Annotated in this window: 21 protein-coding genes and 1 riboswitch; of the genes, 6 read left to right on the forward strand and 15 right to left on the reverse strand. The window is 51.7% G+C overall.

Features of this window, described 5'->3' with window-relative positions; genetic code table 11:
- Window positions 1-239 precede the first annotated feature (239 nt).
- Both guaA and guaB read right to left on the reverse strand, forming a co-directional pair.
- Window positions 240-1793, reverse strand: coding sequence for a glutamine-hydrolyzing GMP synthase (gene guaA, locus FYJ62_RS06985; RefSeq protein WP_154548994.1), 1554 nt, complete (start codon window positions 1791-1793; stop codon window positions 240-242).
- Window positions 1793-2950, reverse strand: coding sequence for an IMP dehydrogenase (gene guaB, locus FYJ62_RS06990; RefSeq protein ID WP_154548995.1), 1158 nt, complete (start codon window positions 2948-2950; stop codon window positions 1793-1795). Before guaB ends, guaA begins: the two co-directional genes overlap by 1 nt.
- 197 nt (window positions 2951-3147) lie before the next feature.
- Window positions 3148-3245: riboswitch (purine riboswitch) on the forward strand.
- A gap of 83 nt (window positions 3246-3328) precedes the next feature.
- Here guaB and FYJ62_RS06995 point away from each other — a divergent pair.
- Both FYJ62_RS06995 and FYJ62_RS07000 read left to right on the forward strand, forming a co-directional pair.
- On the forward strand, window positions 3329-3895 hold the full coding sequence (locus tag FYJ62_RS06995) for a xanthine phosphoribosyltransferase (protein ID WP_154548996.1): 567 nt from the start codon (window positions 3329-3331) through the stop codon (window positions 3893-3895).
- Between the two features lie 72 nt (window positions 3896-3967).
- Window positions 3968-5266 carry a nucleobase:cation symporter-2 family protein gene (locus tag FYJ62_RS07000; RefSeq protein WP_154548997.1) on the forward strand — a complete coding sequence of 433 codons (1299 nt, stop codon included), beginning with the start codon at window positions 3968-3970 and terminating at the stop codon, window positions 5264-5266.
- Window positions 5267-5466: 200 nt separating this feature from the next.
- Here the strand turns inward: FYJ62_RS07000 and FYJ62_RS07005 are convergent, their stop codons facing one another.
- The 3 genes from FYJ62_RS07005 to FYJ62_RS07015 form a co-directional block, all read right to left on the reverse strand.
- The gene (locus FYJ62_RS07005) at window positions 5467-5844 is read right to left on the reverse strand and encodes a hypothetical protein (protein ID WP_154548998.1); all 378 of its coding nucleotides are present in this window, start codon (window positions 5842-5844) and stop codon (window positions 5467-5469) included.
- Complete coding sequence (locus FYJ62_RS07010; RefSeq protein WP_154549031.1) at window positions 5837-7144, reverse strand: Y-family DNA polymerase; 1308 nt, start codon at window positions 7142-7144, stop codon at window positions 5837-5839. The genes FYJ62_RS07005 and FYJ62_RS07010 overlap by 8 nt, the downstream gene beginning before the upstream one ends.
- 325 nt (window positions 7145-7469) lie before the next feature.
- On the reverse strand, window positions 7470-8462 hold the full coding sequence (locus FYJ62_RS07015; protein WP_154548999.1) for a GMP reductase: 993 nt from the start codon (window positions 8460-8462) through the stop codon (window positions 7470-7472).
- Between the two features lie 181 nt (window positions 8463-8643).
- Here FYJ62_RS07015 and FYJ62_RS07020 point away from each other — a divergent pair, with 181 nt between their 5' ends.
- Window positions 8644-9933 (forward strand): adenylosuccinate synthase, encoded by a 1290-nt coding sequence (locus FYJ62_RS07020; protein ID WP_154549000.1) that lies wholly within the window; start codon window positions 8644-8646, stop codon window positions 9931-9933.
- Between the two features lie 127 nt (window positions 9934-10060).
- Window positions 10061-10342 (forward strand): helix-turn-helix domain-containing protein, encoded by a 282-nt coding sequence (locus tag FYJ62_RS07025; RefSeq protein ID WP_154549001.1) that lies wholly within the window; start codon window positions 10061-10063, stop codon window positions 10340-10342.
- 80 nt (window positions 10343-10422) lie between these two features.
- Here the strand turns inward: FYJ62_RS07025 and greA are convergent, their stop codons facing one another.
- Window positions 10423-10887, reverse strand: a complete 465-nt coding sequence (greA, locus tag FYJ62_RS07030; RefSeq protein ID WP_154549002.1) for a transcription elongation factor GreA — start codon at window positions 10885-10887, stop codon at window positions 10423-10425.
- A 263-nt stretch (window positions 10888-11150) separates the two neighbouring features.
- Between greA and FYJ62_RS07035 the strand changes: the two genes are divergently transcribed.
- Together FYJ62_RS07035 and FYJ62_RS07040 are read left to right on the forward strand one after the other, a co-directional pair.
- Window positions 11151-11576, forward strand: a complete 426-nt coding sequence (locus FYJ62_RS07035) for an Hsp20/alpha crystallin family protein (protein WP_154549003.1) — start codon at window positions 11151-11153, stop codon at window positions 11574-11576.
- Window positions 11577-11748: 172 nt separating this feature from the next.
- Entirely contained in the window at window positions 11749-13062 is a 1314-nt protein-coding gene (locus FYJ62_RS07040; RefSeq protein ID WP_154549004.1) for a C1 family peptidase, read from the forward strand.
- An 85-nt stretch (window positions 13063-13147) separates the two neighbouring features.
- Here the strand turns inward: FYJ62_RS07040 and FYJ62_RS07045 are convergent, their stop codons facing one another.
- The 9 genes from FYJ62_RS07045 to FYJ62_RS07085 all read right to left on the reverse strand — a co-directional run bounded on the left by FYJ62_RS07045 (window position 13148) and on the right by FYJ62_RS07085 (window position 25821).
- A complete protein-coding gene (locus FYJ62_RS07045) occupies window positions 13148-13819 on the reverse strand; it encodes a DUF975 family protein (RefSeq protein ID WP_154549005.1) in 672 nt (223 codons plus the stop codon).
- A gap of 154 nt (window positions 13820-13973) precedes the next feature.
- Window positions 13974-14927: an ABC transporter ATP-binding protein gene (locus FYJ62_RS07050; protein WP_154549006.1), complete on the reverse strand. Its 954-nt coding sequence runs from the start codon at window positions 14925-14927 to the stop codon at window positions 13974-13976.
- Between the two features lie 14 nt (window positions 14928-14941).
- Window positions 14942-15985: an ABC transporter ATP-binding protein gene (locus FYJ62_RS07055; protein WP_154549007.1), complete on the reverse strand. Its 1044-nt coding sequence runs from the start codon at window positions 15983-15985 to the stop codon at window positions 14942-14944.
- An 11-nt stretch (window positions 15986-15996) separates the two neighbouring features.
- On the reverse strand, window positions 15997-17028 hold the full coding sequence (locus tag FYJ62_RS07060) for an ABC transporter permease (RefSeq protein WP_154549008.1): 1032 nt from the start codon (window positions 17026-17028) through the stop codon (window positions 15997-15999).
- Between the two features lie 21 nt (window positions 17029-17049).
- The gene (gene opp3b, locus FYJ62_RS07065) at window positions 17050-17970 is read right to left on the reverse strand and encodes an oligopeptide ABC transporter permease (RefSeq protein ID WP_154549009.1); all 921 of its coding nucleotides are present in this window, start codon (window positions 17968-17970) and stop codon (window positions 17050-17052) included.
- A gap of 444 nt (window positions 17971-18414) precedes the next feature.
- On the reverse strand, window positions 18415-20073 hold the full coding sequence (locus tag FYJ62_RS07070; RefSeq protein WP_154549010.1) for a peptide ABC transporter substrate-binding protein: 1659 nt from the start codon (window positions 20071-20073) through the stop codon (window positions 18415-18417).
- Window positions 20074-20294: 221 nt separating this feature from the next.
- Window positions 20295-21929, reverse strand: a complete 1635-nt coding sequence (locus FYJ62_RS07075; protein ID WP_154549011.1) for a peptide ABC transporter substrate-binding protein — start codon at window positions 21927-21929, stop codon at window positions 20295-20297.
- Window positions 21930-22255: 326 nt separating this feature from the next.
- Complete coding sequence (locus FYJ62_RS07080; protein ID WP_154549012.1) at window positions 22256-23884, reverse strand: peptide ABC transporter substrate-binding protein; 1629 nt, start codon at window positions 23882-23884, stop codon at window positions 22256-22258.
- 311 nt (window positions 23885-24195) lie between these two features.
- A complete protein-coding gene (locus FYJ62_RS07085) occupies window positions 24196-25821 on the reverse strand; it encodes a peptide ABC transporter substrate-binding protein (RefSeq protein ID WP_154549013.1) in 1626 nt (541 codons plus the stop codon).
- Between the last annotated feature and the right edge of the window lie 23 nt (window positions 25822-25844).

Genomic DNA, 25844 nt, shown 5'->3' on the forward strand with positions numbered 1-25844 from the left:
GTTTGATATTGATGATGTTGTGGTTGACTAAATTATATCAAGCGAACAAAGGCCTTGTGCTTTTTTATTGGCTAAACTATTGAATTTTCAAGGTACAAGCCCACTTTTGCAAGTGGGAAGTTTAAGTAATTAAGACATTACTCAACTTTCGATAGGCATTTCTACCCTATTTTTGCGACAAAAAACTACCCAGTCAGCTAACCAGGTAGTTTCCCCAACGGACAAAATCCGCTTATCTTTTATTCATATTCAATCGTTGCCGGCGGCTTGCTCGTCACGTCGTACAGTACGCGGTTAACCTGCTTGACTTCGTTGACGATCCGCACGGAGATCTTCTGCAAGACGTCCCATGGAATCTGGGCAAAGTCAGCAGTCATCCCGTCAATTGACGTCACGGCCCGGATGCAAACGGCGTAGTCGTAAGTCCGGCCGTCGCCCATGACGCCGACGCTCCGCATCCCTGGCAGAGCAACAAAGTATTGCCAGATGCTTTCTTGCAGGCCAGCATTCTTGATTTCTTCCCGCAGGATCGCGTCCGCGTCACGAACAATGCGCAGCTTTTCTTCAGTAATTTCGCCGATCACGCGAATTGCCAGACCTGGGCCTGGGAATGGCTGCCGCCATACCAGGTCATGTGGCAGACCCAGCTTTTCACCCAAGACCCGGACTTCATCCTTGAACAATTGCCGCAGGGGTTCGATCAGCTTGAACTGCATGTCCTTTGGCAAGCCCCCGACATTGTGGTGGCTCTTGATCGTGTGGGCCGTATCGGTCCCTGATTCAATGACGTCAGTGTACAGCGTCCCTTGTGCCAGGAACTTGGCGTCCTTGATCTTCTTGGCTTCATCGTTGAAGACCTGCACGAACTCGTTGCCGATGATCTTCCGCTTCTTTTCTGGGTCGGTTACTCCAGCCAGCTTGGACATGAAGCGTTCTTTGGCATCGACTCTGACGATGTTCACGCCCAGCCCTTCCTTAAGGGCAGCCATGACTTCTTCGCTTTCGTTCTTTCTAAGCAGGCCATGGTCAACGAAGATCGCCGTCAATTGGCTGCCAATTGCCTTGTGGAGCAGGGTAGCCGTAACGCTAGAGTCAACCCCGCCAGAGATCCCCAAGATGACGTTGGCATCGCCGACTTCTTCTCTGATTGAGTCAACGGACAGCTTGATGAAGTCATCCATGGTCCAGTTGTCCTTAGCCCCGCAGACGTCAAAAGCAAAGCGGCGCAGGATGTCCAGACCGTATTCTGAGTTGCGGACTTCCGCGTGGAATTGGATGGCGTAGAACTTGCGGGCTGGATCAGCCATTGAGGCGATTGGGCAGTTCTTGCTTGAAGCCAAGACCTTGAAGCCTTCCGGCACCTTGGTTACCAAGTCGCCGTGACTCATCCAGACGACTTGCTTGTCCGGCAGCCCCTTGTACAAAGGACTTTCTGGCTCCTTGACTTCAATGTGGGCTGAGCCGTATTCAGCTTCGCCAGCCTTTTCGACCTTCCCGCCCAATTCCTTGGTCATCAGCTGCATCCCGTAGCAGATGCCCAGGATTGGAATCCCCAGCTTGAAGATTTCCGGATCAACGTCCAAGGCGTTTTCATCGTAGACGGAGTTTGGACCGCCAGAGAAGATGATCCCCTTAGGCGCGATTTGCTTCACTTCTTCAGCCGTAATCGTGTGCGGCAACAGTTCAGAGTAAATGCCAAAATCGCGGATCCGGCGGGTAATCAGTTGGTTGTACTGGCTGCCGAAGTCCAGAACGATGATCTTGTCAAAATTGCTTAAGTCGATTTTTGCCATTAGAAGTCAATGCCTCCGTAGTTAGGAGCAGGCTTGCTCATCATAACGTCGTGTGGGTGGGATTCACGCAGGCCAGCGTTGGAAATGCGGACAAACTGCGCGGTGCCGATCAGCTTTTGGATGTTTTCAGCCCCGCAGTAGCCCATGCCTGAGCGCAGGCCGCCAAGGATTTGGTAGACCACGTTGCGGACGGTCCCCTTGTATGAAACTACGGCTTCGATCCCCTCTGGGACCAGCTTGTTGGCTTCGTTGACCCCGCCTTGGAAGTAGCGGTCGCTTGACCCGTGCTGCTGAGCCATGGCGCCAACTGAGCCCATCCCGCGGTAGGACTTGACCAGACGGCCGTCGCTGCCTTGTTGAACGTCGCCAGGAGCTTCTTCAGTCCCTGACAGCATTGAGCCCAGCATTACGGCGTTGCCGCCGGCTGCCAAAGCCTTGACCACGTCGCCGGAGTACTTGATCCCGCCATCAGCGATGATTGGCTTGCCAAATTCCCGAGCTACGTTAGCCGCGTCGTAAACGGCCGTCAATTGCGGAACGCCAACGCCGGCAACGACACGGGTGGTGCAGATTGAGCCAGGCCCAATCCCGACCTTGACCACGTCAACGCCGGCTTCAAACAAGGCCCGGGTGCCTTCAGCGGTCGCAACGTTGCCGGCAATCAAAGTCTTTTCTGGGAAGTGGTCGCGGATTTCCTTGATCTTGCGCAAAACGCCGGCTGAGTGACCGTGAGCCGTGTCGATGACGATGGCGTCGGCACCAGCTTCAAACAAAGCTTCAGCCCGTTCAAAAGTGTCGCTGGTTACGCCGACAGCGGCAGCCACGAGCAGCTTGCCGTTGGCGTCAACGGCCGCGTGCTTGTCTTCTGGCATGATTTCAGTGTTCTTGGCCAGTCTTACTTCGTCAGCCTGGGCCTTAATTGAAAGGTTTTTGTGGATTACGCCCAAGCCGCCCATCTTAGCCATGGCCGCTGCCATCTTGCCTTCCGTTACCGTGTCCATCCCAGCTGAGATCAGCGGAATGTTCAGCTTCAGATTTGGAGCAAGTTGGGTTGACAAGTCGACTTCGTTTGGCAAAACGTGACTTTCAGCCGGAATCAGCAATACGTCGTCGAAAGTGATACCTTGTTTAGCAAATTTGGTTTCCCACAAAGACATGATTTCTTCCTTTCAAAATAAAATGTCGATAGGTTACTTTTTAATTAAACCACTTTACACGTTTTTTCCCACTCGGTCAACAAAAAACGAATCTTTCTCGGGATTTTTTAATTGATCGTCTATTTTTGCATTTTTTCATGATCTTTTTCCCGTTTTTCGTTGAATTAATTCGGTTTTTGCTGTATGCTGTTTATTAATCATTATTAATAATTCTTACTTATATATCGTCATAATCAGGTTGACAGTCTCTACCCGGAACCGTAAATTCCGGACTATAGGTACAAGAAGCAAATAGAAAAGCTTAAATGCTTGTCATGAACTTCTTTTGCCTGTCGTTGGCAAAAGAATTTTTTTGTTTTCAGAGGAGTTTCATACGAAATGAAAATTTTGGAAGAACGCATCAAGAAAGATGGCATCGTTTTGCCTGGCGACGTGCTGAAGGTCAACTCCTTCCTCAACCACCAAATCGATCCCCAGCTGATGATGACCCTGGGCCAAGAATTTGCCCGCCTGTTCAAGGATGACCAGGTCACCCGCGTTTTGACTGCTGAAGCCAGCGGGATCGCGCCGGGCATCATGGCGGCTTACTGCCTCAAAGTGCCAATGGTCTTCGCTAGAAAGAAGAAGCCTTCAACGGTGACTGACGATGTCTACACGGCTGAAGTCTACTCCTACACCAAGCACGTGACCAACACGATTTCCGTGGAAGCCAAGTTCCTCCACAAAGGCGACCGCGTCCTGGTTATCGACGACTTCCTGGCCAACGGCGAAGCCGCCAAGGGGCTGATCTCCTTAGCTGAGCAAGCCGGGGCTGAGGTCGTTGGGGTCGGCGTCGTCGTGGAAAAGGCCTTCCAAGGCGGCCACGACTGGCTGCTGGACCACGGCTACCGGCTTGAGGCTCTGGCCAGCGTCAAGAGCCTCAAGGACGGCAAAGTCGAGTTTTAAAATAAAATAAGCTATTTAAATTTTGATATTAGTTTTTTAGGTTGATTTTACTTTAGGGAGTATTAACAAAATATGAATCAAGCCAAAAATACCGAACCTTCGCAAGCCCGTTCCTTTGTCCTGGGCTTGCAGCACCTGCTGGCCATGTACTCAGGGGCCGTGGCGGTGCCGATCCTGATTGGGAACGCCCTCCACTTTAGCTCCGAGCAGATGACCTACCTGGTCTCCATCGACATCTTCATGTGCGGGCTGGCCACTTTAGTCCAGCTGCTTAAGAACCGCTACTTCGGGATCGGCCTGCCGGTCGTTCTGGGCTGCGCCATCCAGGCGGTCGCTCCCCTGATCTTGATCGGGCAGAAGTACTCAATCGGCACCATGTACGGCGCCATCATCGTTGCCGGGATTTTCGTCTTCCTGATCGCCGGAGTCTTCTCCAAGATCAAGAAGCTCTTCCCGCCAGTCGTAACCGGGACCTTGATCACCACGATCGGCTTGACCCTGATCCCAGTCGGCATCCAGAACCTGGGCGGCGGGTCACCCACGGCCAAGGACTTTGGGGATCCCAAGAACCTGATCGTCGGCTTCGTCACCATTTTGGTGATCGTGGCCTTGCAAGCCTTTGCCAAGGGCTTCATTTCCTCAATTTCCGTCTTGATCGGTCTGATCGTCGGCACGGTGCTGGCAGCCTGCATGGGGATGGTTTCCTTCACGCCCGTCGCTCAGGCATCCTGGTTCCACTTCCCGCAATTCTTCTACTTTGGCACGCCAAAGTTTGAATGGTCATCCTGCCTGACGATGATGATCATCGCCCTGGTTTCCATGGTTGAATCCACCGGCGTCTTCTTCGCCCTGGGCAACCTCCTGGGCAAGGAGATCACTGAAGATGACTTGAAGCGAGGCTACCGGGCTGAAGGTCTGGCCCAAATCCTGGGCGGCTTGTTCAACACCTTCCCTTACACCACCTTCTCCCAAAACGTCGGCCTGCTCCAGCTGTCAGGCATCCGCTCCAAGCGCCCGATCTACTGGGCAGCCGGTCTCTTGATGGCCATGGGCCTTTTGCCTAAGGTCGGGGCCTTGGTTACGATCATGCCAACGGCCGTCTTAGGCGGGGCCATGGTAGTCATGTTCTCATCCATCGCCGTGCAAGGGATCAAGATGCTGCTGAAGGTTGACTTCAGTGACAACCACAACCTCTTGATCGTCGCTATTTCCATGGGCTTGGGCCTGGGCGTGTCAGTTTACCCAAACATCTTCCAAGCCCTGCCGCAATCCTTGCAGCTGTTCCTGGAAAACGGGATCGTGATCGCCAGCCTGTCCTCAGTCCTTTTGAACCTGATCTTCAAGGGCAAAAAGGGGCTGGATGAGGATTAAAAACCATTTCCGTATCATGCGCTTTTGCTTCTAATCCGTTAGCCTCAGCTGTCTTGCTCAACATCTCAAATCTATCTCTTAAATCTCAATTTAAAGCTATCTTTAACATCTATTGCACTCTTTTAATTCAGCTGAGGACAAAAAGCCCCTCTTCCGTTCCGGAAGGGGGGCTTTCTTTCACCGTTAGTTCTATTGCTGTTTTAATGTCCTTCCAGTCCTGTTAGCAGCTCCACGTGCCGCAGATTGGCTAAGTCGATGGCCTGACCGCCAATAATGATCTGGTCCTCCGTATAGCCGGCAACGAAGCCCGCGATTTCCTGGGGACGGGCCCCGTTCGCGTCCAATTCCTTGAGCTGGACGGTCACGGGCTGGTGGCGGCTGAAAGCCAGGCAAAGCACTTGGTCGCACTCTTCCCGCGTCATCTCCGTCCGCTCCGGTGCCGTCCATCGGCTCTTGGCCGCTGCTTGCTTGAGCCGGGCCGTATGATCGCTTAAAAAGAAGCCCGCCCACTTCTTCATCCCCCGATCCTGATAATGAGCAAAGAAATCGGTCACCCGCCGGTCGAACTCCTTACTCATAGGCGTTGCCCCCGTTATGGCCGCCAACCAGCCGGCTGCGGGCCAGCGCCGTCGCGCCTGGCAGCAGGCTGGACGCCCGCACGACGCTGGCAAAGCCGTACTTCTTCCGCAATTTGTCGACCACCCGGTCCCGCTGCTTGCGCTTGAGCTGCTGGTCTGGGGAAAGGAAGAAGGGCAGCTGCTGGCCAGTGTCGGGAACCAAGCAGCTGTAGGTCACGCCCAGGCGCCGCACGGCCTGGCCACCCCACTTCTTCCGGAACAGGGCCCACAATTCCGCCACCAATTCGCTGGAAACGTCAGTTGGCGTGATCTTTTCCTGGATGCTGAAGCCCGCCGGATCGGCCTCAAAATCAGCATAGCCGACATACAGACCCACCCGGCCAGCAAGCAGGTGGTGGGCCCGAATTCTGGCCGCCACTTGGTCGCCGATCTCCTGAATGACGATCTCAATCTGCCGCTGGTCCTCATAGTCCCGGTTCAGAATCTGGGAGTTCCCGTAGCTCTTGCTTTTGGGCTGATACTTGTGACGGATGATGCTCCGGTCCACCCCCCAGCTCATGGCGAAAAGCTGGTCGCCAATCAACCCGAACTCCCGCTCCAAAAGTGCCGGATCGCTGTGGGCCAGGTCATACATGTTGTTGATCCCCAGGCGGCGCAGGCGATTGGCCGTCCGGACATTGATCCCCCAAACATCCTCCAGCTTGGGGATCTTCCAAATGGTGTCGGGCACGTCGATGTAATGCCAGCAGGCAATCATCGAGGTCCGGTGCTTGGCTGAAATGTCCATCGCCAGCTTGGCCAAAAGCGGGTTCTCCCCGATCCCGCAGGTCGTGTACAGGCCCAGGTGGTCATGAATGTCCTTCTGAATCTTGCGGGCCACCAAATATGGATCATCCCCAAACAAGTGCCAGGACTCGGTCATGTCGATCATGCTTTCATCAATCGAATAGACGTGAATATCCTCATCGGCCGCGTACTTGCGGAAAATCTGCAGCACCTCCATGCTGCGCTTGATATAGAGGTTCATGTGGGGCTCAACCAGCAGCAGATCCGGTGCCTGCCTTCTTGTTGGCAGCTCCCGGGCCCGCATGACATTGCGCAGGCCATACTTCTGTTTGGCCAGGGGCGAAGCGGCCATGATCAAACCAGAGCCCCACTTGGCTCCCGGCTGGCTGGACATGACGGCCAAGACGGCTTCCATCGGATTCAATCCCAGGCGCAGCGCTTCGCATGAGGCAAAGAAAGACTTGTTGTCGATCATGAAAATGACCCGGTGCGGCTCATAGCGGTAGTCATACATTTGAATCCACTTCTTTTTTGAACGTTTGTTCGAAATCATTATACCGAACCTTTGTTCGAAAAAGCAAGCGAACATGGCCAAAAAGACAAAAAAGAAATCTTCCCAGGAAAATTCCCGAGAAGACCTCTGGCGATACTTACTTTCTGGCCGCGTTTAAAGGCCCGCGGCCGGGCCTGAAAGAAGATGAGTACAACGAACGATGTGCTTCTCATCCTTCCCCCAAGGTGTAACCCTTTACATTCCTATTATAACCCATCTTCGGATCAAAAGCTTTGTCCAGGGCCCGTGGCGGCTTGCATTTTTTCAAGGCAGCTTTTCAAGCCTTTTAGTAGTCGCCGTCCATGATCGTGTTCTTGACGATGACGTAGTCGACGCGCTTGATGGCTTCCAGATCCCGGCCGCCGGCGTAGGAGATTGAAGACTGCAGGTCCTGCTTCATCTCGTCCAAGGTGTCGGCGATGTGGCCACGGTAAGGAACCAGCATCTGCTTGCCTTCAACGTTGCGGTAGGCACCCTTTTGCACTTCTGAAGCTGAGCCCCAGTACTGCTTGTAGGTCTTGCCGTCGATCTTGATGACGTTGCCTGGAGATTCTTCATGTCCGGCCAGCATTGAGCCGATCATGACCATGCTTGCGCCAAAGCGGACTGACTTGGCGATGTCGCCGTTGTGGCGGATCCCGCCGTCAGCGATCAGCGGCTTTCTGGCAACCTTGCTGCACATGCGCAGGGCCGCCAGCTGCCAGCCGCCAGTCCCAAAGCCGGTCTTCAGCTTGGTGATGCAGGCCTTGCCCGGGCCAACGCCAACCTTGGTCGCGTCCGCGCCGGCATTTTCCAGCTCACGGACAGCTTCTGGCGTAGCCACGTTGCCGACCGTCAAGAAGGTTTCCGGCATCTTTTCCTTAATGTACTTGATCATCTTGATGACGTAGACTGAGTGCCCGTGGGCCACGTCGATGGTGGTGTATTCCGGGATCAGCCCCTTTTCCACCAGCTCATCGATGAACTTGTACTCATCATCCTTGATGCCGACGGAGATTGAGGCAAAAAGGCCCTTGTCATGCATCATCTTGATGAAGCCGGCCCGCTTTTCCGGTTCAAAGCGGTGCATGACATAGTAGTAGCCATTTTCCGCCAGCCAAACGGCCAGCTTCTCATCAATAACGCTTTCCATGTTGGCCGGCACCACTGGGATCTTAAAAGTTCGGTTTCCAAATTTAACGCTGGTGTCGCATTCCTTGCGGCTCTTGACGATTGCCTTGTTGGGCACAAGTTGGATATCGTCGTAGTCAAACGCTTCCATGCTAAAGTAGTTGCTCATCTATTGCTTGCTCCTTTTTCGAATTACCTTTGATACTTTACTTACATTCCGCTCAAAAGTCAAGCATATTCGAACCATTCACGAACGTTCCAAAAATATTATTCGGATTTTTTATTGACTAATCTACAGGTAAATGCTAATCTTTCTTAGGTACAGTTAAAGATTATTTTGAGGTGAAAATATGACATCAATCGCAGTTGTCGGCAGCCAATGGGGCGACGAAGGCAAGGGTAAGATTACGGACTTCCTGGGGACTACAGCAGACCTTTCAGTCCGCGCTAACGGTGGCAACAATGCAGGCCACACCATCGACTTTGATGGCCAGGAATTCAAGATGCGCCTGATCCCATCCGGCATCTTCGCTGCCAAGCACGGGGCCGTAATCGGCAACGGGGTCGTAATCAACCCTGAAGTGCTGCTCGGCGAATTGGACAACTTGGAAAAGCATGGCATCGACACCAGCAGCTTGAAGATCTCAAACCGCGCGCACATCATCATGCCATACCACGTAATGCAAGACACTTACGAAGAAGAAGCTAAGGGCAGCCTGAAGGTTGGGACCACCAAGAACGGGATCGGGCCAACTTACATGGACAAGGCTTCAAGAATCGGCATCAGAGTTTGCGACCTGATCGATCCAGAAACTTTGGCTGAAAAGCTGCACTTCAATTTGGAAGCCAAGAACGCCTTGTTCACCAAGGTTTACGGCAAGCCAGCCATGGACTACGATGAAATCTACAGCAAGTACGTTGAATACGGCAAGCGGATCAAGAAGTACGTCGTTGACACTTCAGTCTACGTCAACGACGCCCTGGACAAGAACGAAAAGGTTCTGTTTGAAGGCGCCCAAGGCATCATGCTGGACATCGACCAAGGGACCTACCCATTCGTCAGCTCATCAAACTCAGTTTCCGGCGGGATTGCCTCAGGCTCCGGCATCGGTGCCAACCGTCTGAACACTGTCCTGGGCATCTGCAAGGCCTACACGACCCGTGTCGGTGCTGGCCCATTCCCAACCGAACTGACCAACGCTACCGGTGACAAGATCCGTGACATCGCCCACGAATACGGCACGGTTACTGGCCGTCCACGCCGGGTTGGCTGGTTTGACTCAGTTGCCCTGCGTCACGCCAAGCGCGTTGCCGGCATCAATGCTTTGAGCTTGAACCTGCTCGATGTCTTCAGCGGCTTCGACAAGATCAAGATCTGCGTGGCCTACGACTTAAACGGCAAGGAAATCGACTACTACCCAGCCAACTTGAAGGAAGTTGAAGCATGCAAGCCAGTCTACGAAGAACTGCCTGCCTGGGAAGAAGACATTACCGGCGCCAAGAGCTGGGAAGACCTTCCAGAAAACGCCCAAAAGTTCGTCAAGCGCATCAGCGAATTGACTGGCGTTCCAGTCGTAACTGTTTCAGTTGGTCCTGACCGTGAACAGACGATCGTTCTGCAAGACCCATGGACTTTATAATCAAATGAAATTCAATTTCTTAGAGCAGCTCCAAGCAGGAGCTGCTCTTTTTTGGTGCCCCGCGGGGTTTTGATTGGCTTTTTTAATAGCAAAAGCAGTATAATAAGCCTTGGGGAGGCAGATAATTATGGCTACCTTAAAAGACTATAAAGCAACTATTGACTCTGTCACTGAGACAGAAATGTCCATTCTTGACAGCCTCACCTACCTGCACGCCGAGCGGCTGCGCCGCGGCATCACGCAAAAGGAGCTGGCCGACCGGATCGGCATGAGCCAGCCCCAATTGGCCAAGATCGAAAAGGGGACCTCGCTGCCCAGCTTGAAGACCATGGCCCGCTATGCCGCTGGCCTGGGGCTGGTGGTTCACCTCAGCTTTACTCCCGCCGGCAAGCGGCAATCATCTAAATAGCCTGATATTCAATAAGTTATCCACAAAAAGGGTTCAAGCAGCTGCTTGGACCCTTTTTCCGTTAATTTAACTTTTTCCCATTACTCATCCACGTCAATGATCGTGATCTTGTAGTTGCCAATTGGCGCTTCCACGGTTACGGTGTCGCCGGCCTTGTGATGCATCAAAGCCCGGCCCATCGGACAATCAAAGGGCAGCTTCCCGTCCAGGACGGCTTCTTCCATCCGGCCGACGATTTTGTAGCTTTCCTCTTCCCCGTCCTCTTCATAGCGGATGGTGACCGTCTTGCCCAGGTTGACCTTTCCGTCCTTCTTGGTCTGGATCACTTCCGCGTACTTAAGCTGCTTGTTAAGGTAGCGCACCCGGCTGTCCAGGTGGCGCAGCTCCCGCTTGGCGGTTGAATATTCCGTATTCTCTGACAAGTCGCCCAGCGCCCGGGCCTCCTTGAGGTTCTGAACCCGGCGGGGCCGGTCAGCCTTAAGCGCGGCGATCTCGTCTTCAATCTGCTTGTAGCCTTCTGGCGTCATCTTCTGAAAGTAAACCATGTCGTACTTGCCTTTCTTAATTTTTCATGGTCTAGTATAGCCCGTTTAGCCGCTTTTTTCAGGATTTTGCTTAATTTTATAAATTCTTTTGTTAGCACTCAAAAAAGTCGAGTGCTAACCCTTTATTTTTTGGAAAAAGGAACTACAATATAATTTGAACAGAGAAAGAGGAAGCGGAAACATAAGCAATCGTTGTTGCTCGTCTTTCCCTGTCAGCTTTCTGTTTTGATCAACGAATATTTTGTTGAAGGGAGTTTTATATTATGGCTAATGACTTAATGAACCGTTACAATGACTTATTCGATCACATGGGTGGCTGGCTTGACAACTCAAGAGACTTTCTGGACACCCACGCATTCAGAAACATTTTACAAGCCGACGTCGCTGAAGATGACAAGGAATACACCGTCAAGATCGATGTTCCAGGCATGAGCAAAGATGACATCCACCTGGCATACAGCGACGGCGTTTTGACCATCTCAGGCAACCGCAGCACTTTCAAGGACGACAGTGACAAGAAGAAGAACTTGGTCCGCCAAGAACGCAGCGAAGGCTCAGTCTCCAGAAGCTTTGCCTTGCCAAACGTTGACAAGAGCGGGATCAATGCCAAATTGACCGACGGGGTCTTGACCGTGGTATTGCCAAAAATTGCCCCTGAAGCAGACGACAGCACAATTACGATTGAATAACCGAGTGCTAAGCACTTTATCAACCACAAGGCAGCAGCCGAACAGCTGCTGCCTTTTTATGTTCCTCTGTTGGTGTTTTCGCTGCGGGAAGCTTAATTAAGATCAAAATTTGTGTTATCACCTATTTCAAGGTAAGATAGCAGTATCATCATTAAAAGGAGAATAAAACAATATGAGTCATGAATTAACTCTGCAAGAAATCGCGGAATTCAGCCGCGACTTCAACGCTGATCCAAAGAATCAAGTCATCGCCCGCGCTGCTGGCCGCAGCGGCGTTTTGGAGGCATCATACAACGAGCGCGTTGCCGGTCGCTTGACCCGCGTCTTCTCCACTGAGCTGGACACGGACAACGTTACCAACCAGAAGCAGTCCGGTCGCTGCTGGCTGTTCTCAACCTTGAACGTCTTGCGGCACGACTTTGGTGCCAAGCACAAGGCCAAGAACTTCACCTTGTCCCAAGCTTACAACTTCTTCTGGGACAAGATCGAACGGGCCAACAACTTCTACGAAAAGATCATCGAAACTGCCGACAAGCCGCTTGATGACCGGGAAGTCCGCGCCTACCTGGACTTTGCCGGAGGCGACGGTGGCCAATGGGCCATGGCAGTCTCCCTGGTCAAGAAGTACGGGGTCGTGCCAAGCTACGCGATGCCAGAAAGCTTCAACACCAATGCCACTAGTGGCTTCGCGACTGCCCTGGCTGACAAGGAAAGAAAGGATGCCTTGTCCCTGCGGCGCTTGGCACAAGCTGGCGACAAGGAAGGCTTGGAAAAGGCCCGCAAGCAATTCCTGAACGAAGTCTACCGTATGACGGCAATCGCTGTTGGCGAGCCGCCAAAGACCTTTGACCTGGAATACAAGGACGACGACAAGAACTACCACCTGGAGAAGAACCTGACCCCAGTTGAATTCTTCAACAAGTACTTCGATGTCGACTTGGACGACTACGTAGTCTTGACCAACGCGCCAGACCATGAATATAACACCCTCTACCACTTGAGCTCTCAAGAAAACGTGGACGGGGGCTCCCCAATCCTCTTCTTGAACGTGCCAATGGAATTCCTGGGCCAGGCAGCCATTGCCCAGCTCAAGGACGGGGAAGCCGTTTGGTTCGGCAACGACGTTCTGCGGCAAATGGACCGCAAGACCGGCTACCTGGACACTGAGCTCTACCAATTGGACGAACTCTTCGGCATCAACAGCCAGCTGACCAAGGCTGAGCGCCTGGCTACTGGCGTTGGCACCGTTTCCCACGCCATGACCCTGGTTGGCGTTGACGAAGACCACGGCGACATCCGCCAGTGGAAGGTCGAAAACTCATGGGGCGACAAGATTGGCGCCAAGGGCTTCTTCGTGATGAGCCAGGACTGGTTCAACGACTATGTTTACGAAGTCGTAGTTCACAAGAAGTATCTGACCAAGGACCAACAAGCCCTGCTGACCTCTACGCCAGTTGAACTTGACCCATGGGACTCACTCTACTAAAAGAATGATCAAACGGCTCAGAAGGCCGCTTAAAGCCAATAAAAGAGGCATCGCGCGCGATGCCTCTTTTATTTTGATTCTGCCGCTAGTTCTTGAACTGGTCGCCGGCTAAAGCACGGTAGTAGTCCGCGTGGACAGCGTTGTAGTAAGGCACTACCCAAAGCAAGCCAATTCCCAAAGTCACGAAGCCCAACAGGTACCAGCCAATAAAGCTCAATTCCAAAACGAACAGTTCCCACTTGTGCCCGTTCATCAGCTCCTTGCTCTTGCTGATGGCCTCAGTCGGCGCCGGCTCCTTGCCCGCGTCCAGCAGGTCCTTGAGAATATATGGCGCCATGGCATAGCTGTAGTACTTGATGATTCCAGGAATGATCAAGAGCAAGGTCCACAGGGCCGCAAAGAGGGCAGTCAGGAAAGTGGTCAGGAAGGTCGGGATGAAGCGGCCCTTGGTAAAGCCAGCAAAGACCCCGGAAAAGACGTTGGCCTTCTCTTTGCGATCAACGAACTTCAAGTAGGTATAAGCGATCCCAGCGGTAATCAAGCCGCCCAGAATCCCGCCAAACACGTCTAAAACCACAGCCACATTATTGATCGAATTGTCGCCTGAGTCCATGAAAAAGGCCGGCCAGCCGTTAAGGACTCCCAAGATCACGGCGCTGACCAAAGTCAGGCAAACCGCCCAACCCCAGTTGCCCTTCAACTGGCCTTTGGCCATTTTCTTCAAGGCCGCCCGGTCGATTTTCTTAGCTGCTTCCATCTTTAAACACCTCCATTGGATTAATTATTTATCTAGCTCTGCCTACTTGCGTAAGCTTTTTCTTCTGCTGCTATTATACCAAATTTGCTATTAAGTATACAAAAAGAGCGAACCCTGCTGGGTTCGCTCTTTAACTTTTGGTCTGCTTTCTAGACTACTTTTCGTAGCTTTGGGCAACCTTTTCGTAGTAGGCAACTTCATCGTCAGTACACTTCACGAAATGGCCTGGACGGATCTCGTGCATGGAGCGTTGGTCATCCTTGCCGTCGCCTTCGAACTTGCCGTATTCGTAGTCAATCCGGTGACGGTTGCGTTCGATTTCTGGGTCTGGTTGTGGTACGGCAGAAATCAAACTCTTGGTGTAGTCGTGCAATGGGTGGTCGTAGACTTCATCCGCGTCGCCGACTTCCAGCAGCTTGCCGTAGTGCATAACGCCGATCCGGTCAGAGATGAACTTAACCATTGACAAGTCGTGGGCGATGAACAAGTAAGTCAGGTTGCGCTGCTTCTTCAGTTCGATCATCAAGTTGACGACTTGGGCTTGAATGGAAACGTCCAAGGCGGAAATTGGTTCGTCGGCTACGATAAACTTCGGTTCAACGGCCAGAGCCCGGGCAATCCCGATTCTTTGCCGCTGACCACCGGAGAATTCGTGTGGGAAACGGGAAGCGTGGTTTCTGTTCAGCCCAACCGTTTCCAACAGGTCTTCAACGCGCTTGCGGCGTTCTTCCTTGCTCTTGACCAAGTGGTGAATGTCCAGCCCTTCAGCAATGATGTCTTCAACGGTCATTCTTGGGTTCAAGGAAGCGTATGGGTCCTGGAAGATCATCTGGGCGTCCCGGCGGAAGGCCAAGTTTTCTTCCCGGCCGTGCAGCTTAGTCACGTCCTTGCCTTCAAAGAGGACCTCACCAGCCGTTGGCTTGTACAATTGCAAAATCGCGCGGCCAGTGGTGGTCTTGCCTGAACCGGATTCACCAACAAGGCCGAAGACTTCACCTTCATAGATGTCAAAGCTGACGTCGTCGACACCCTTGGTGACGTTGCGGCCGTTCTTGAAGTATTGCTTCAGGTGCTTGACCTCTAAAATCTTTTTTCTTTCTTCTGGCATATTATGGCTCTCCTTTAGTCCTTCTTTTCAGCTTGGATCTCTTTGTAGTGCGCCCAGCGGCGTTGAATTTCAGCTGGCGGGGTAACCTTTGGAGCGTCTGGGTGCAGCAACCAGGTTGCAGCCCAGTGGGTTTCTGAAACCTTGAAGAATGGCGGCTTCAGTTCCGTGTCGATCTTCAGCGCGTACTTGTTTCTTGGCGCGAATGGGTCACCCTTTGGTGGATCCAGCAAGTCTGGCGGAGTACCTGGAATTGATTCCAGGCGTTCACTGGTCAAGGTTGGCATTGAGTTGATCAAGCCCCAAGTGTAAGGGTGTTGTGGGTTGTAGAAGATTTCGTCAACCGTCCCCTTTTCCAGGAATTCGCCAGCGTACATAACGTTGACGCGGTCAGCCATGCCGGCTACGACGCCCAGGTCGTGAGTGATGAAGATGATGGAAGTCTTGACTCTCTTTTGCAAGTCCTTCATCAAGTCCAGGATTTCTGCCTGAACGGTTACGTCCAAGGCAGTCGTTGGTTCGTCAGCCAGCAGGATTTCCGGCTCACAGATCAAGGCAATGGCGATCACGATTCTTTGCCGCATCCCACCTGAGAATTGGTGCGGGTATTCGTTGATCCGCTCTTCAGCGTTAGGAATCCCAACGGCCTTCATCATTTCCAAAGCCTTGGCCCAGGCTTCCTTCTTGGAAGCACCCTTGTGCTTGATCAAAGGCTCAGCGATCTGCTGGCCGATCTTCATGGTTGGGTCCAAGGAAGTCATTGGGTCCTGGAAGATCATCGCGATCTGGTTGCCCCGAATTTCTTGCCATTCCTTTTCAGAAATCTTCAGCAGGTCCTTGCCGTGGAACAAGATTTGTCCGCTCATGATTTGCGCGTTCTTGGCCAAAAGGCCGATGATGGAACGGGTCGTAACTGACTTGCCTGAACCGGATTCGCCAACGATCGCTAAAGTTTCCCCTTCATCCAGGTGGAAGGATACGTCACGAATGGCCTTAACTTCACCGGCATAAGTGTGGAAGTCAATTGCTAAGTTTTTAACGTCTAAAATTCTTTTTGCCATGTTCGTCTCCCTTATCTTTGGCCCTTAGGGTCGAAGGCATCACGCAAACCGTCGCCAAGCAGGTTGAAGGCAATCATCAGTACACAAAGAACCGTTGCTGGGTACCACATTTGGTATGGCAGGAACTGGAAGTTCTTCTGACCTTCGTTCAAGAGTACACCCAGGGAAGTTTCAGGAGCAGAAATACCGATACCGATGAAGCTCAGGAAGGCTTCGAAGAAGATGGCACTTGGAATCGTGTACATGGTTTGAATGATGATGATACTTGAAAGGTTTGGAATCAAGTGCTTAGTGGCAATCTTGAAGGTTGATTCACCAAGCGAACGTGCTGCCAAAACATATTCTTCATTCTTCAGTGACAAGGTCTCGGCCCGGATCTGCCGCGCCATGGTCGTCCATGAGGAGATGGCCAGGGCCAGGATGATGGACGTGATACCTGGCTTCAAGACAACCAGCATCAGCACCACGATAACCAGGGTAGGAACTGAAGAAATGATTTCGATGATCCGTTGCATGACGTTGTCAGTCATGCCGCCCTTCCAACCGGAGATGATCCCGTAGGTAACCCCGATGGCTAAATCGAAGAAGGCTGCGACAATGGCAACGATCAATGAAATCTTGGTACCATAGATAATTCTTTGGGCAAGTGAACGGCCCAGGTAGTCGGTCCCAGCCACGAAGTACTTGCCGGCAGGAATTGAAGCATAAGCGTCAGTCCAAACGCCGTTTTGCTTGATCTTCCCGTTGACGCCGTTGAGCCAGTCAAAGCCTTTCCACTTGGCTGGCAGGTTGGCATATTGCGGAGCTGACTTAACCAGACTGGAGTTGTTGATCCAGAAGCTGGAGCCAAAGGCAATCACCACCATCACGATGATGATCACCGCGGAAATCATCGCGGCCTTGTTCTGCTTAAATCTGATCCAGACATTTTGCATGAAGGAAAGTGAAGGGCCAGAGATGTGTTCAGCGCTTTGCGTATCGCCCTTTTGAGCAGGTTCGAAAGCGTCTGCCGTGATCTTCACGTCGCTTACGTTTTGATCCATTCTATTTGTCCTCTCTTTCTATTAATCAGTCAGTCTGATCCGTGGGTCGATCAAGCTGTAGACAATGTCGGTAATCAGCAGGATGACAACCAGGCCGAAGCAGTAGACCATACTTACGCCCATGATGGTTGGGTAGTCGTTGGTCAGGATTGACTTGGTGAATTGTTCACCGATCCCAGGAATGTTGAAGATGTTTTCGATAACCATCGAACCAGTCATCAAAGCAACAGCGTAAGGCCCAATCAGGGTAACCAATGGAATCATTGAGTTGCGCAGGGTGTGCTTGCGGATAACTTCGATCCGGCTCAAGCCCTTGGCCTTCCCCAATTCAACGTAGTCAGAACTCAAAGTGTCGACCATTTCCGTTCTGATGAATCTGGCTGTTTCCGCCAGCGGCCCGACGGACAAGGCAATGGTTGGCATGACCGTTTCGCCTGCCGTCCCCCAGCCGGCGATTGGGAACCAACCCAGTTTCAGACCGATGTAGTACTGCAGCAGCACGGCCAAAACAAAGTTAGGAACAGACTTGCCGATGATGGAAAGAATCGTGGCAGTTGAGTCGATCCAGGTTCCTTGGTTCATGGCAGCGATGGAACCGATGATGATCCCGAGGATCACGCCGACGATCAAGGCTTGCAGCCCCAATTGAGCTGAAGCACCCAAACGAGCACCAATCAAGCTTGAAACCGGCTGGTTGCTGTATTGGAAGGAAATCCCGAAGTCACCATGAGCCGCGCCCGCCAAGTAGGTGATGTATTGTTCAATGACAGGCTTGTCCAAGCCGTATTGCTTGTTCATGATTGCCTTTTGTGTTGCCGTCATCTTTGCTTCGTTTGCGTATGGTGAACCAGGCATCATCTTCATCAAGAAGAAGGTGATCGTCGCAACGAGGAACAAAGTGAGGATCATGTAGAAAATACGTTTAAGTAAGTATTTAGCCATATTATTGCTCCCTTACACTTTTGTTTTAATCAACATTACATTTTTAATGTTTTTCTTATTATACCAAATATTGTAGAAATTACCATAAGATGATATAGGACTAACCCTCTTCAGGTCAAGCCTGTCAAGGCTTTTGCCCTATAAAAAATCTTTGTCAAAACTATCATACTTGTAGTTTTAATCTTTTTAACCCAAATTAAACTTAGTTTTTTAGCTTTTTACCCCATTTGGCCTTTTTTCGTTTAAAGCTTGCAGAGACAAGCGGCCAGCTAAAAAACAAATTCTTTAATAATTTAAGTGGACTAATTGCTGTTGCTGCCCTTTTCCGGACGATTGACCACATCCTCCCTAAAATTATCGCTAAAAAACCTAAAAAACAAAAAGCCGAGTGCTATAGAAACAGCATCTCGACTTTATATTATAGCACGGTCTATGCCTATATCCCTAGTTCTTCACCGCATATGTGTGCTTAAAGTCAGGATATTCGCCATTGAAGACCAGATTCTTGATATTTGGCCGGATCATCCAGGCCTGGCCCATGTGGTAGAGCGGGCTGACTGGCTGCTGGTTGATGATGATCTGCTCAGCCTTCAGCAGGGCCGCCTTGCGCTTTTGCTTATTCATGGTCAATGAGGCCTTGACTGCCTTGTCGTAGGACTTGTTGGTCCACTTGCCGAAGTTGTAGGCCTGGCCACTGGTCATGTATGACAGAAAGTGGTATGGGTCTGGGAAGTCGGAAGTCAACCCGCCCAGAACCACTTGGTACTTGCCAGCCAGTTGGCGGGCAACTCTGGTGGTCTTTGGCAGGTTGGAAACGGAGACTGAGATCTGGTCGCCAAAGGCTTCAGTCAGGGCACTTTGGATGAATTCCGTCTGCTTCTTGTAGGAATCATCGTCGTCAGCCATCAAAGTGAAGGAGATCTTCTTGGTCTTGAGCTCCTTCAGCGCCTTCTTGAAGTACTTCTGGGCTTCAGTCTTGTCGTATTCGACGTACTTGTTGTTGTCCGTGTCGTGCTTTTCCACGTAGTCCGCGAAGTTTTCGTCGTCAAGCACGACGTTGGTAGCTGAGAAGGTCGTGGCCTGGGTGTTATAGTCCCCGATCGTGGTCAGAAGCTGCTTGCGGTTGATGGCCATTGACAGGGCCCGGCGCAAGTTGGCGTTTCTGAACATCTTTTCCTTCTTGTAGTTGTAGCTCAGGTAGGTGGTGTTGCCCAAAGTCAGCACCGTGTAGCCCTTCTTCCCCTTCATGGACTTGGCGGCCTGGGTGTCGAGGATCGCGGCATCCAGCTTGCCGGTCTGGTAAAGGTTGTAGTCGGTTGAAGGCGTCTTTTGGACTGAGTAGTTGACGGAGTCCAGCTTGACGTTCTTGGCATCCCAGTAGTACTTGTTCTTGGCCAGCTTCCAGGTCAGGCTTGACCCAGTCCAGCCGGCAGACGTGAAGGGGCCGTTGTAGACGGCGTATTCTGACTTGGTCCCGTACTTCTTGCCATACTTGTTGACAGCCTTGGAGTCCAAAGGCTTCAAGCTGATGGCGGTCACGACCTTGAAGTAAGGCACTGGCGTTTCAAACTGCACGACCAGCTTGTACTTGCCTTCGGCCTTGACGCCCAAGGTCTTTACCTTCTTCTTGCCTTCGGAGATCTTGATGGCGTTCTTGATCCCCTGGTAGTTGTTGACCTGGCTTGAAGCCGTCTTCGGGTCAACTTGCCGCCTCCAAGCATAGACGAAGTCGTCAGCGGTAACTGGATCGCCGTTGGACCACTTGGCGTTCTTGCGCAGGTTGAAGGTCCAGGTCAAGCCATCCTTGGAAACGGATGAGCTTACTGCCACGCCCGGCTCAACCTTGGAGTTCTTGCCCAAGCGGTAAAGCCCTTCATAGGTGTTGGCAATTTGCTCTTCACTGGCCGTGTCGTCCGCCTTGGCCGGGTCCAGGCTTTCCAATTCGGAAGTCGTCATCCAGTTGATCGACTTTTCATAACTCGTCCCAACCGGGGCCTTGGAATTGGATGAACTGGAATTGGAGCTGGACTTGGTGCAAGCCCCCAGCAGCAAGGCACTAGCGGCGATCATGGTTCCAGAAATGATTTTCTTAAAATTGCTCATGGCATGTATTCCTCTTATTAAACTAAATTAACCGAAAAATGACACAACAAGCTTAAAGCTAACAAATAATCCACATTAAATAATAATTAAAACCTGATAAGCCGATTATACCGAAGACCTTCCCTATTTACAAGCACGCAAAAAGACGGCAGGTCAGCCTGCCGTCTTTTGTACTTCAATTTTTGCTTTAGCTTTTTGGACAATATTTCCCAGGAAATACGCTAGTTCTTCACGGCATAAGCGTGCTTGAAGTCCGGGTACTCGCCATTAAAGACCACGCCTTTAACGTTAGCGCGGATCATCCAAGCCTGACCCAGGTGAAAGAGGGTAGTGATCGGCTGCTGGTCCGCGATGATCCGTTCCGCCTTGAGCAGGGCTGCCTGGCGCTTGTCCTTGTCCATCGTCAATGAAGCCTTGATGGCCTGGTCATAGGATGCGTTGGACCACTTACCAAAGTTGTAAGGCTGGTCCGTGGTCAAGTAGGACAGGAAGTGATATGGGTCTGGGAAGTCGGAGGTCAGCCCGCCCAAGAAGACCTGGAAGTTGCCGGCACTCTGCCGGGACAGGCGCGTCTCTTTTGGCAGGTTGGTGACCGACACGGAAAGCTTGCTGCCAAAGGTTTGGGACAGAGCGCTTTGAATGAACTCCGTTTCCTTCTTGTAGACGTCGTCATCGTCGCCAAGCAGGTTAAAGGAGAGCTTCTTGACGCCCAGTTCCTTTAAGGCCTTGGCAAAGTACTTCTTGGCCGCGGCCTTGTTCACGTCCAGGTACTTGTTCCCCGCCGCGTCGTGGCTTTCCACGTACTTGGCAAAATTCCGCCCTTCCAAGACCACATTGGTAGCTGAGAAGCTCTTGGCCTGGGTGTTGTAGTCCCCGATCGTGGAGATCAGCTGCTTGCGGTTCAGGGCCAGGGAAATGGCCCGGCGCAAGTTGACGTTTCTGAACATCTTGTACTTGAAGTTGTAGGTCAAGTAGGTCGTGTTGCCCATGGTCAAGACCGTGTAGCCCGTCTTCCCCTTCAGCTGCTTGGCCGCCTGGGTATCAAGCAGGGCCGCGTCCAGCTTGCCGCTTTGGTAGAGGTTGTAGTCGGTTGACGGGGTCTTTTGGACTGAGTAGCTGATCTCATCCAGCTTAACCTGTTTCTTGTCCCAGTAATCCGGATTCTTGACCAGCTTCCAGGTCAGGTTGGACCCGGTCCAGCCAACGGACTTGAATGGCCCGTTGTAGACCGCGTAAGCTGACTTGGTCCCGTAGCGCTTGCCATACTTGGCCACCGCCTTGGAGTCAACCGGCTTCAAGCTGATGGCGGTCACGACCTTGAAGTACGGGACCTGGTAATCAAAGCGGACGACCAGCTTATACTTGCCAGCTGCCTTGACGCCCAAGGAGCTGACCTTTTTCTTGCCTTCAGAAATCGCGATCGCGTTCTTGATCCCCTGGTAGTTGTTGACCTGGCCTGAAGCCGTCTTGGGGTCAACCTGCCGCTTCCAGGCATAGACGAAATCCTGGGCGGTTACTGGATCGCCATTGGACCACTTGGCATTCTTGCGCAGGTAAAAGGTCCAGGTCAGCCCGTCTTTGGCAGCTACAGCCTTTTTAGCCACGCCTGGCTCTAGCTTGGAATTCTTGCCCAGCCGGAAGAGCCCTTCATAGGTATTGGCGATCTGTTCTTCGCTGGCCGTGTCCCCGGCGGTTGCCGGGTCTAGGCTCTCCAGTTCGGAGGTAGTCATCCAGCTGATGGACCGGTCATAGGACTTGGCTCCTGCGCTTGATGCTGACTTGCCAGAGCAAGCAGCCAACAAAAGCATACTTGCCGCGATAATAGTTCCGGAAATAATTTTCTTGCTTGTTTTCATGTTTTCACCTTTGCTTCGGTTGGCAACACATCCAGCAAACATTTCTTTTCGCGAAACGACACACTTATTATTTTTTGCTTAAAACCTGTATGCTCCAATTATAGAGGACTTTTTCAGGCAGACAAGGGGCGTTTTCATACTTTGCAATATTTGATATTTTCATCAGCCTTACTGGAGGTTGACCTAAATAAAGCGAGAAAATTCGGTAAAATGCTTAACAATCATTCGGCAAAAGAGCCTCAAGCAGAGCATGAAAAAGAGGACCCGCGGGTCCTCTTTTCATGATGAGTTTTTTATTTACAATGTTTTCAATTCTCAGCTTCCGGCTACTTGATGTAGGCTTCCTTGAAGTTGTAAGGAGCGCCGGCACCGTTGAAGACGACGCCCTTAACTGAAGTCTTAACCAGGGTAGCCTCGTTGCTGTAGTACAGCGGCGTTACGCCTTGGTCTTCAACAAGGGCCTGGTCAGCGGCAACAAGGGCCTTCCAGCGGTCAGCAGTTGAGCTGGTCGTCTTTGAAGTCGTCAGGTTCTTGTTGTAGCTGCTGCTTTGCCACTTCCCGTAGTTGTAGGCGTTGCCCTTGGCAAGCAGGTCCAGGAAGGAGATTGGGTCTGAGAAGTCAGCAGTCCAGCCAGTTGCGACCACGTCAAAGTTCAGCGCGGAAACGCGGGACAGCCGGGTCTTGAATGGCACGTTGGAAACTTCAACCTTCATCCCCAGGTTGGTTTCCAGGGCTGATTGGATGAATTCGGTAACCTTCTTGGCATCATCAGTGTCATCCCCCAAAAGCTGGATGGTGATTGACTTCTTGCCAAGTTCCTTCAAAGCCTTCTTGTAGTATTCCTTGGCCTTGGCCTTGTCGTAGCCTTGAACGGCCTTGGTTGCGGCAGTTTCAACTTCGCTTGAGAAGTCCTTGCCAGTCGCGCCGTCGGTGATGCCGGCTGCCGTGAATGAAACGGCTGGGGCGTTGGCGGCACCAACAGTAGTTGCCAATTGGGACTTGTTGATTGAAAGTGAGATCGCCTTGCGCAGGTTGGCATTAGCCAGGTTCTTGTCCTTGGCGATGTTGTATTGCAAGTATTTAGTCGAAGCAAACTTCCGGATGGTCCAGCCCTTGGTGCCCTTCAGCTGCTTGCTTTGCTGAGCGTTCAGGTTGGTTTCGTCCAGCTTGCCGCTTTGGTAGAGGTTGTAGCTGGTCGTTTGGGTCTTTTGAACGCTCATGCTTACTTCATCAAGCTTGACGTTCTTCTTGTCCCAGTAAGTGTTGCTCTTCTTCAGCTTCCAGCTCAAGTTGGTGCCAGTCCAGCCGGTCATCTTGAACGGGCCGTTGGACAGAACGTACTTGGCCGCGGTGCCGTACTTGGAGCCGCACTTTTCCACGAACTTCTGGTTTTGCGGGAAGAAGATGTAGAAGCCCATCAGCAGCTTGAAGTATGGGATTCTCCGGTCCAGGGTAACGACCAGCTTGTACTTGCCATCAGCCTTGACGCCCAAAGCGGTGGCCTTCTTCTTGCCGGCTACGATGGCATCAGCGTTCTTGATGCCTGAGAACAGGTAGGCATATTCTGAAGCCGTCTTCGGGTCAACCGTTCTCCTCCAAGAGTAGACGAAGTCGTTGGCCGTAACTTCATCGCCGTTGGACCACTTAGCCCCCTTGCGCAGGTTGAAGGTCCAGGTCTTGCCGTCCGCGCTTTCCTTCCAGGACTTGGCCATCCCTGGGGTAGCCTTGGCCTTGTTGCTCAAGCGGATCAAGCCTTCCATGACGTTGTTGAACTGGTCGGCGTCATAACGGTCAGTGGCCTTTGACGGGTCCATCGTGGTCAATTCGGCCGCTTCAGTCCAGGCAAGCTTTTGGGGCTTGCTGGACGAAGAGGATGACTTGCTTCCGCAAGCTGCCAAAAGCGCCGCGGAGGCCAAAAGGACTGAGCTGGCTGCAAATAATCTGCTCTTTCTCATTTTAAATACCTCACTCATTGCACACACGAAACTGGAAACATCGTTCCAGCTGTCTTTCTTCAGGTCTTACATTAACTAAAGATTAAATTACTTAAGTTGTGTTTAATTATAGCAAAAGTTTGCCTTTTGAGAAGACCTTTTTGGCAAAAAAATGAGAAAAATTACAATTTTCGCCCGCGCTTTCTCATTTTTCTTCAACAGAACTAAAAAAGGCCTTTTTTTGGCAAATATCAATCGCCACAAAAAAGAAGAGAAGCAAGCTTGCTTCTCTTCTTTATTTAAATCTAGCTTTTAATTAGGCTGCGGTCAGACTACTTGATGTAGGCATCCTTGAAGTTCCAAGTCCCACGGTTTTGGTAAACGTCCTTGACGTTGGTGCGTACCAGAACTGATGAGCTTTGGTAGTAAAGTGGGGAGATGCCGGAGTCCTTAAGCAGGATTTCTTCGGCCTTGGTCAGATCGTCCCAACGCTTGGATGATGATGAAGTAGTCTTTGAGTCAGCAACCAGCTTGTCGTATTCGCTGTTCTTCCACTTCCCGTTGTTTTCTGGGTTCTTTGAAGTGAACAGGTCCAGGAAGGAGATTGGGTCAGCGAAGTCGGCGCTCCAGCCGGAAACGACGATGTCGAAGTTGCCGGCAGTTGACCGTGACAGACGGGTCTTGAATGGCAGGTTTTGAACTGAAACGCTGACTCTCTTGCCGAAGGTTGATTCAAAGTTTGATTGCAGGGCTTCAGTCGTCTTGTTGCCGGCGTCAGTGTCGTCAGACAGGATCTTGAAGCTGAAGCTCTTGACGCCAAGTTCCTTGAGCCCCTTGTCCATGTACTTGACAGCTTCGCTCTTCTTGGTGCTGGTTGGGTAGTTGGCTTCAGCTGATGAAGCAATGCCCTTGGTGTAGTCTTCGCCGTTGACGTTGGTCAATTGCGGTGGAGTCAAAGTGTTGGCAGGGGTGCTTGAGCCACCAAGAGTTGAGCACAGGCCCTTCCGGTTGACGGCCAGTGACAAAGCCTTGCGGACGTTGGCGTTAGCCAGGTACTTGTTCTTGGCAATGTTGAATTGCAGGTAGAAGGTTGCACCTTGGTTCAAGCTACGGTAAGCTGGGTCGTTCTTCAATTGCTTGGTTTGTGAAGCATCCAGGCTAGTGTAGTCAAGCTTCTTTGATTGGTACAGGTTGTATGAGGTTGATGGTGACTTCTGTACGCTGTACTTGATGGCGTCAAGCTTAACGTCCTTGGCATCCCAGTAGTTCTTGTTCTTAACCAGCTTCCAGGTCAGGTTTGAACCAGTCCAGCCAGTCTGCTTGTAAGGACCGTTGTAGGCCATGTACTTGGAAGCAGTACCGTACTTGGAGCCATACTTCTTAACAGCCTTTTCTTGTTGCGGGAAGAAGACCGCGAAGCCCATCAGCTTGTCGAAGTAAGCGATCCGGCGGTCAAGCGTTACGACCAGCTTGTACTTGCCTTCGGCCTTGACGCCCAAGGAGCTGACTGGCTTCTTGCCGGCAACGATGGCGTCAGCGTTCTTGATGCCTGAGAACAGGTATGAGTATTGGGAAGCAGTCTTAGGGTTGACCGTTCTTTGCCAAGAGTAGACGAAGTCCTTGGCTGTTACAGGAGTACCATCGTCCCACTTTGACTTTCTCAAGGTATAGGTATAAGTCTTGCCGTCCTTTGAAACCTTTTCACTGGTTGCCAAGCCCTTTTCCAGCTTGGAGTTAGGGCCCAAACGGTAAAGACCTTCCAAGGTGTTGGTCAATTGGTTGAATGAGGTAACGTCAGTTGCCTTTGACAAGTCCATTGTTGGGATTTCAGCCGCGTCCATCCACTTCAGGGTCTTGCTTGATGATGACGACGAGGAATCGTTATTGCCGCAGGCAGCCAACAAGGCAGCTGATGCCAAGACGGTTGCGCTTAAACTTAAAGTCTTGCTAAGCTTCATTGTACTTTTCTCCTTTATCTTCT

The organism is Lactobacillus porci, assembly GCF_009695985.1.
GTDB classification, from domain to species: domain Bacteria; phylum Bacillota; class Bacilli; order Lactobacillales; family Lactobacillaceae; genus Lactobacillus; species Lactobacillus absianus.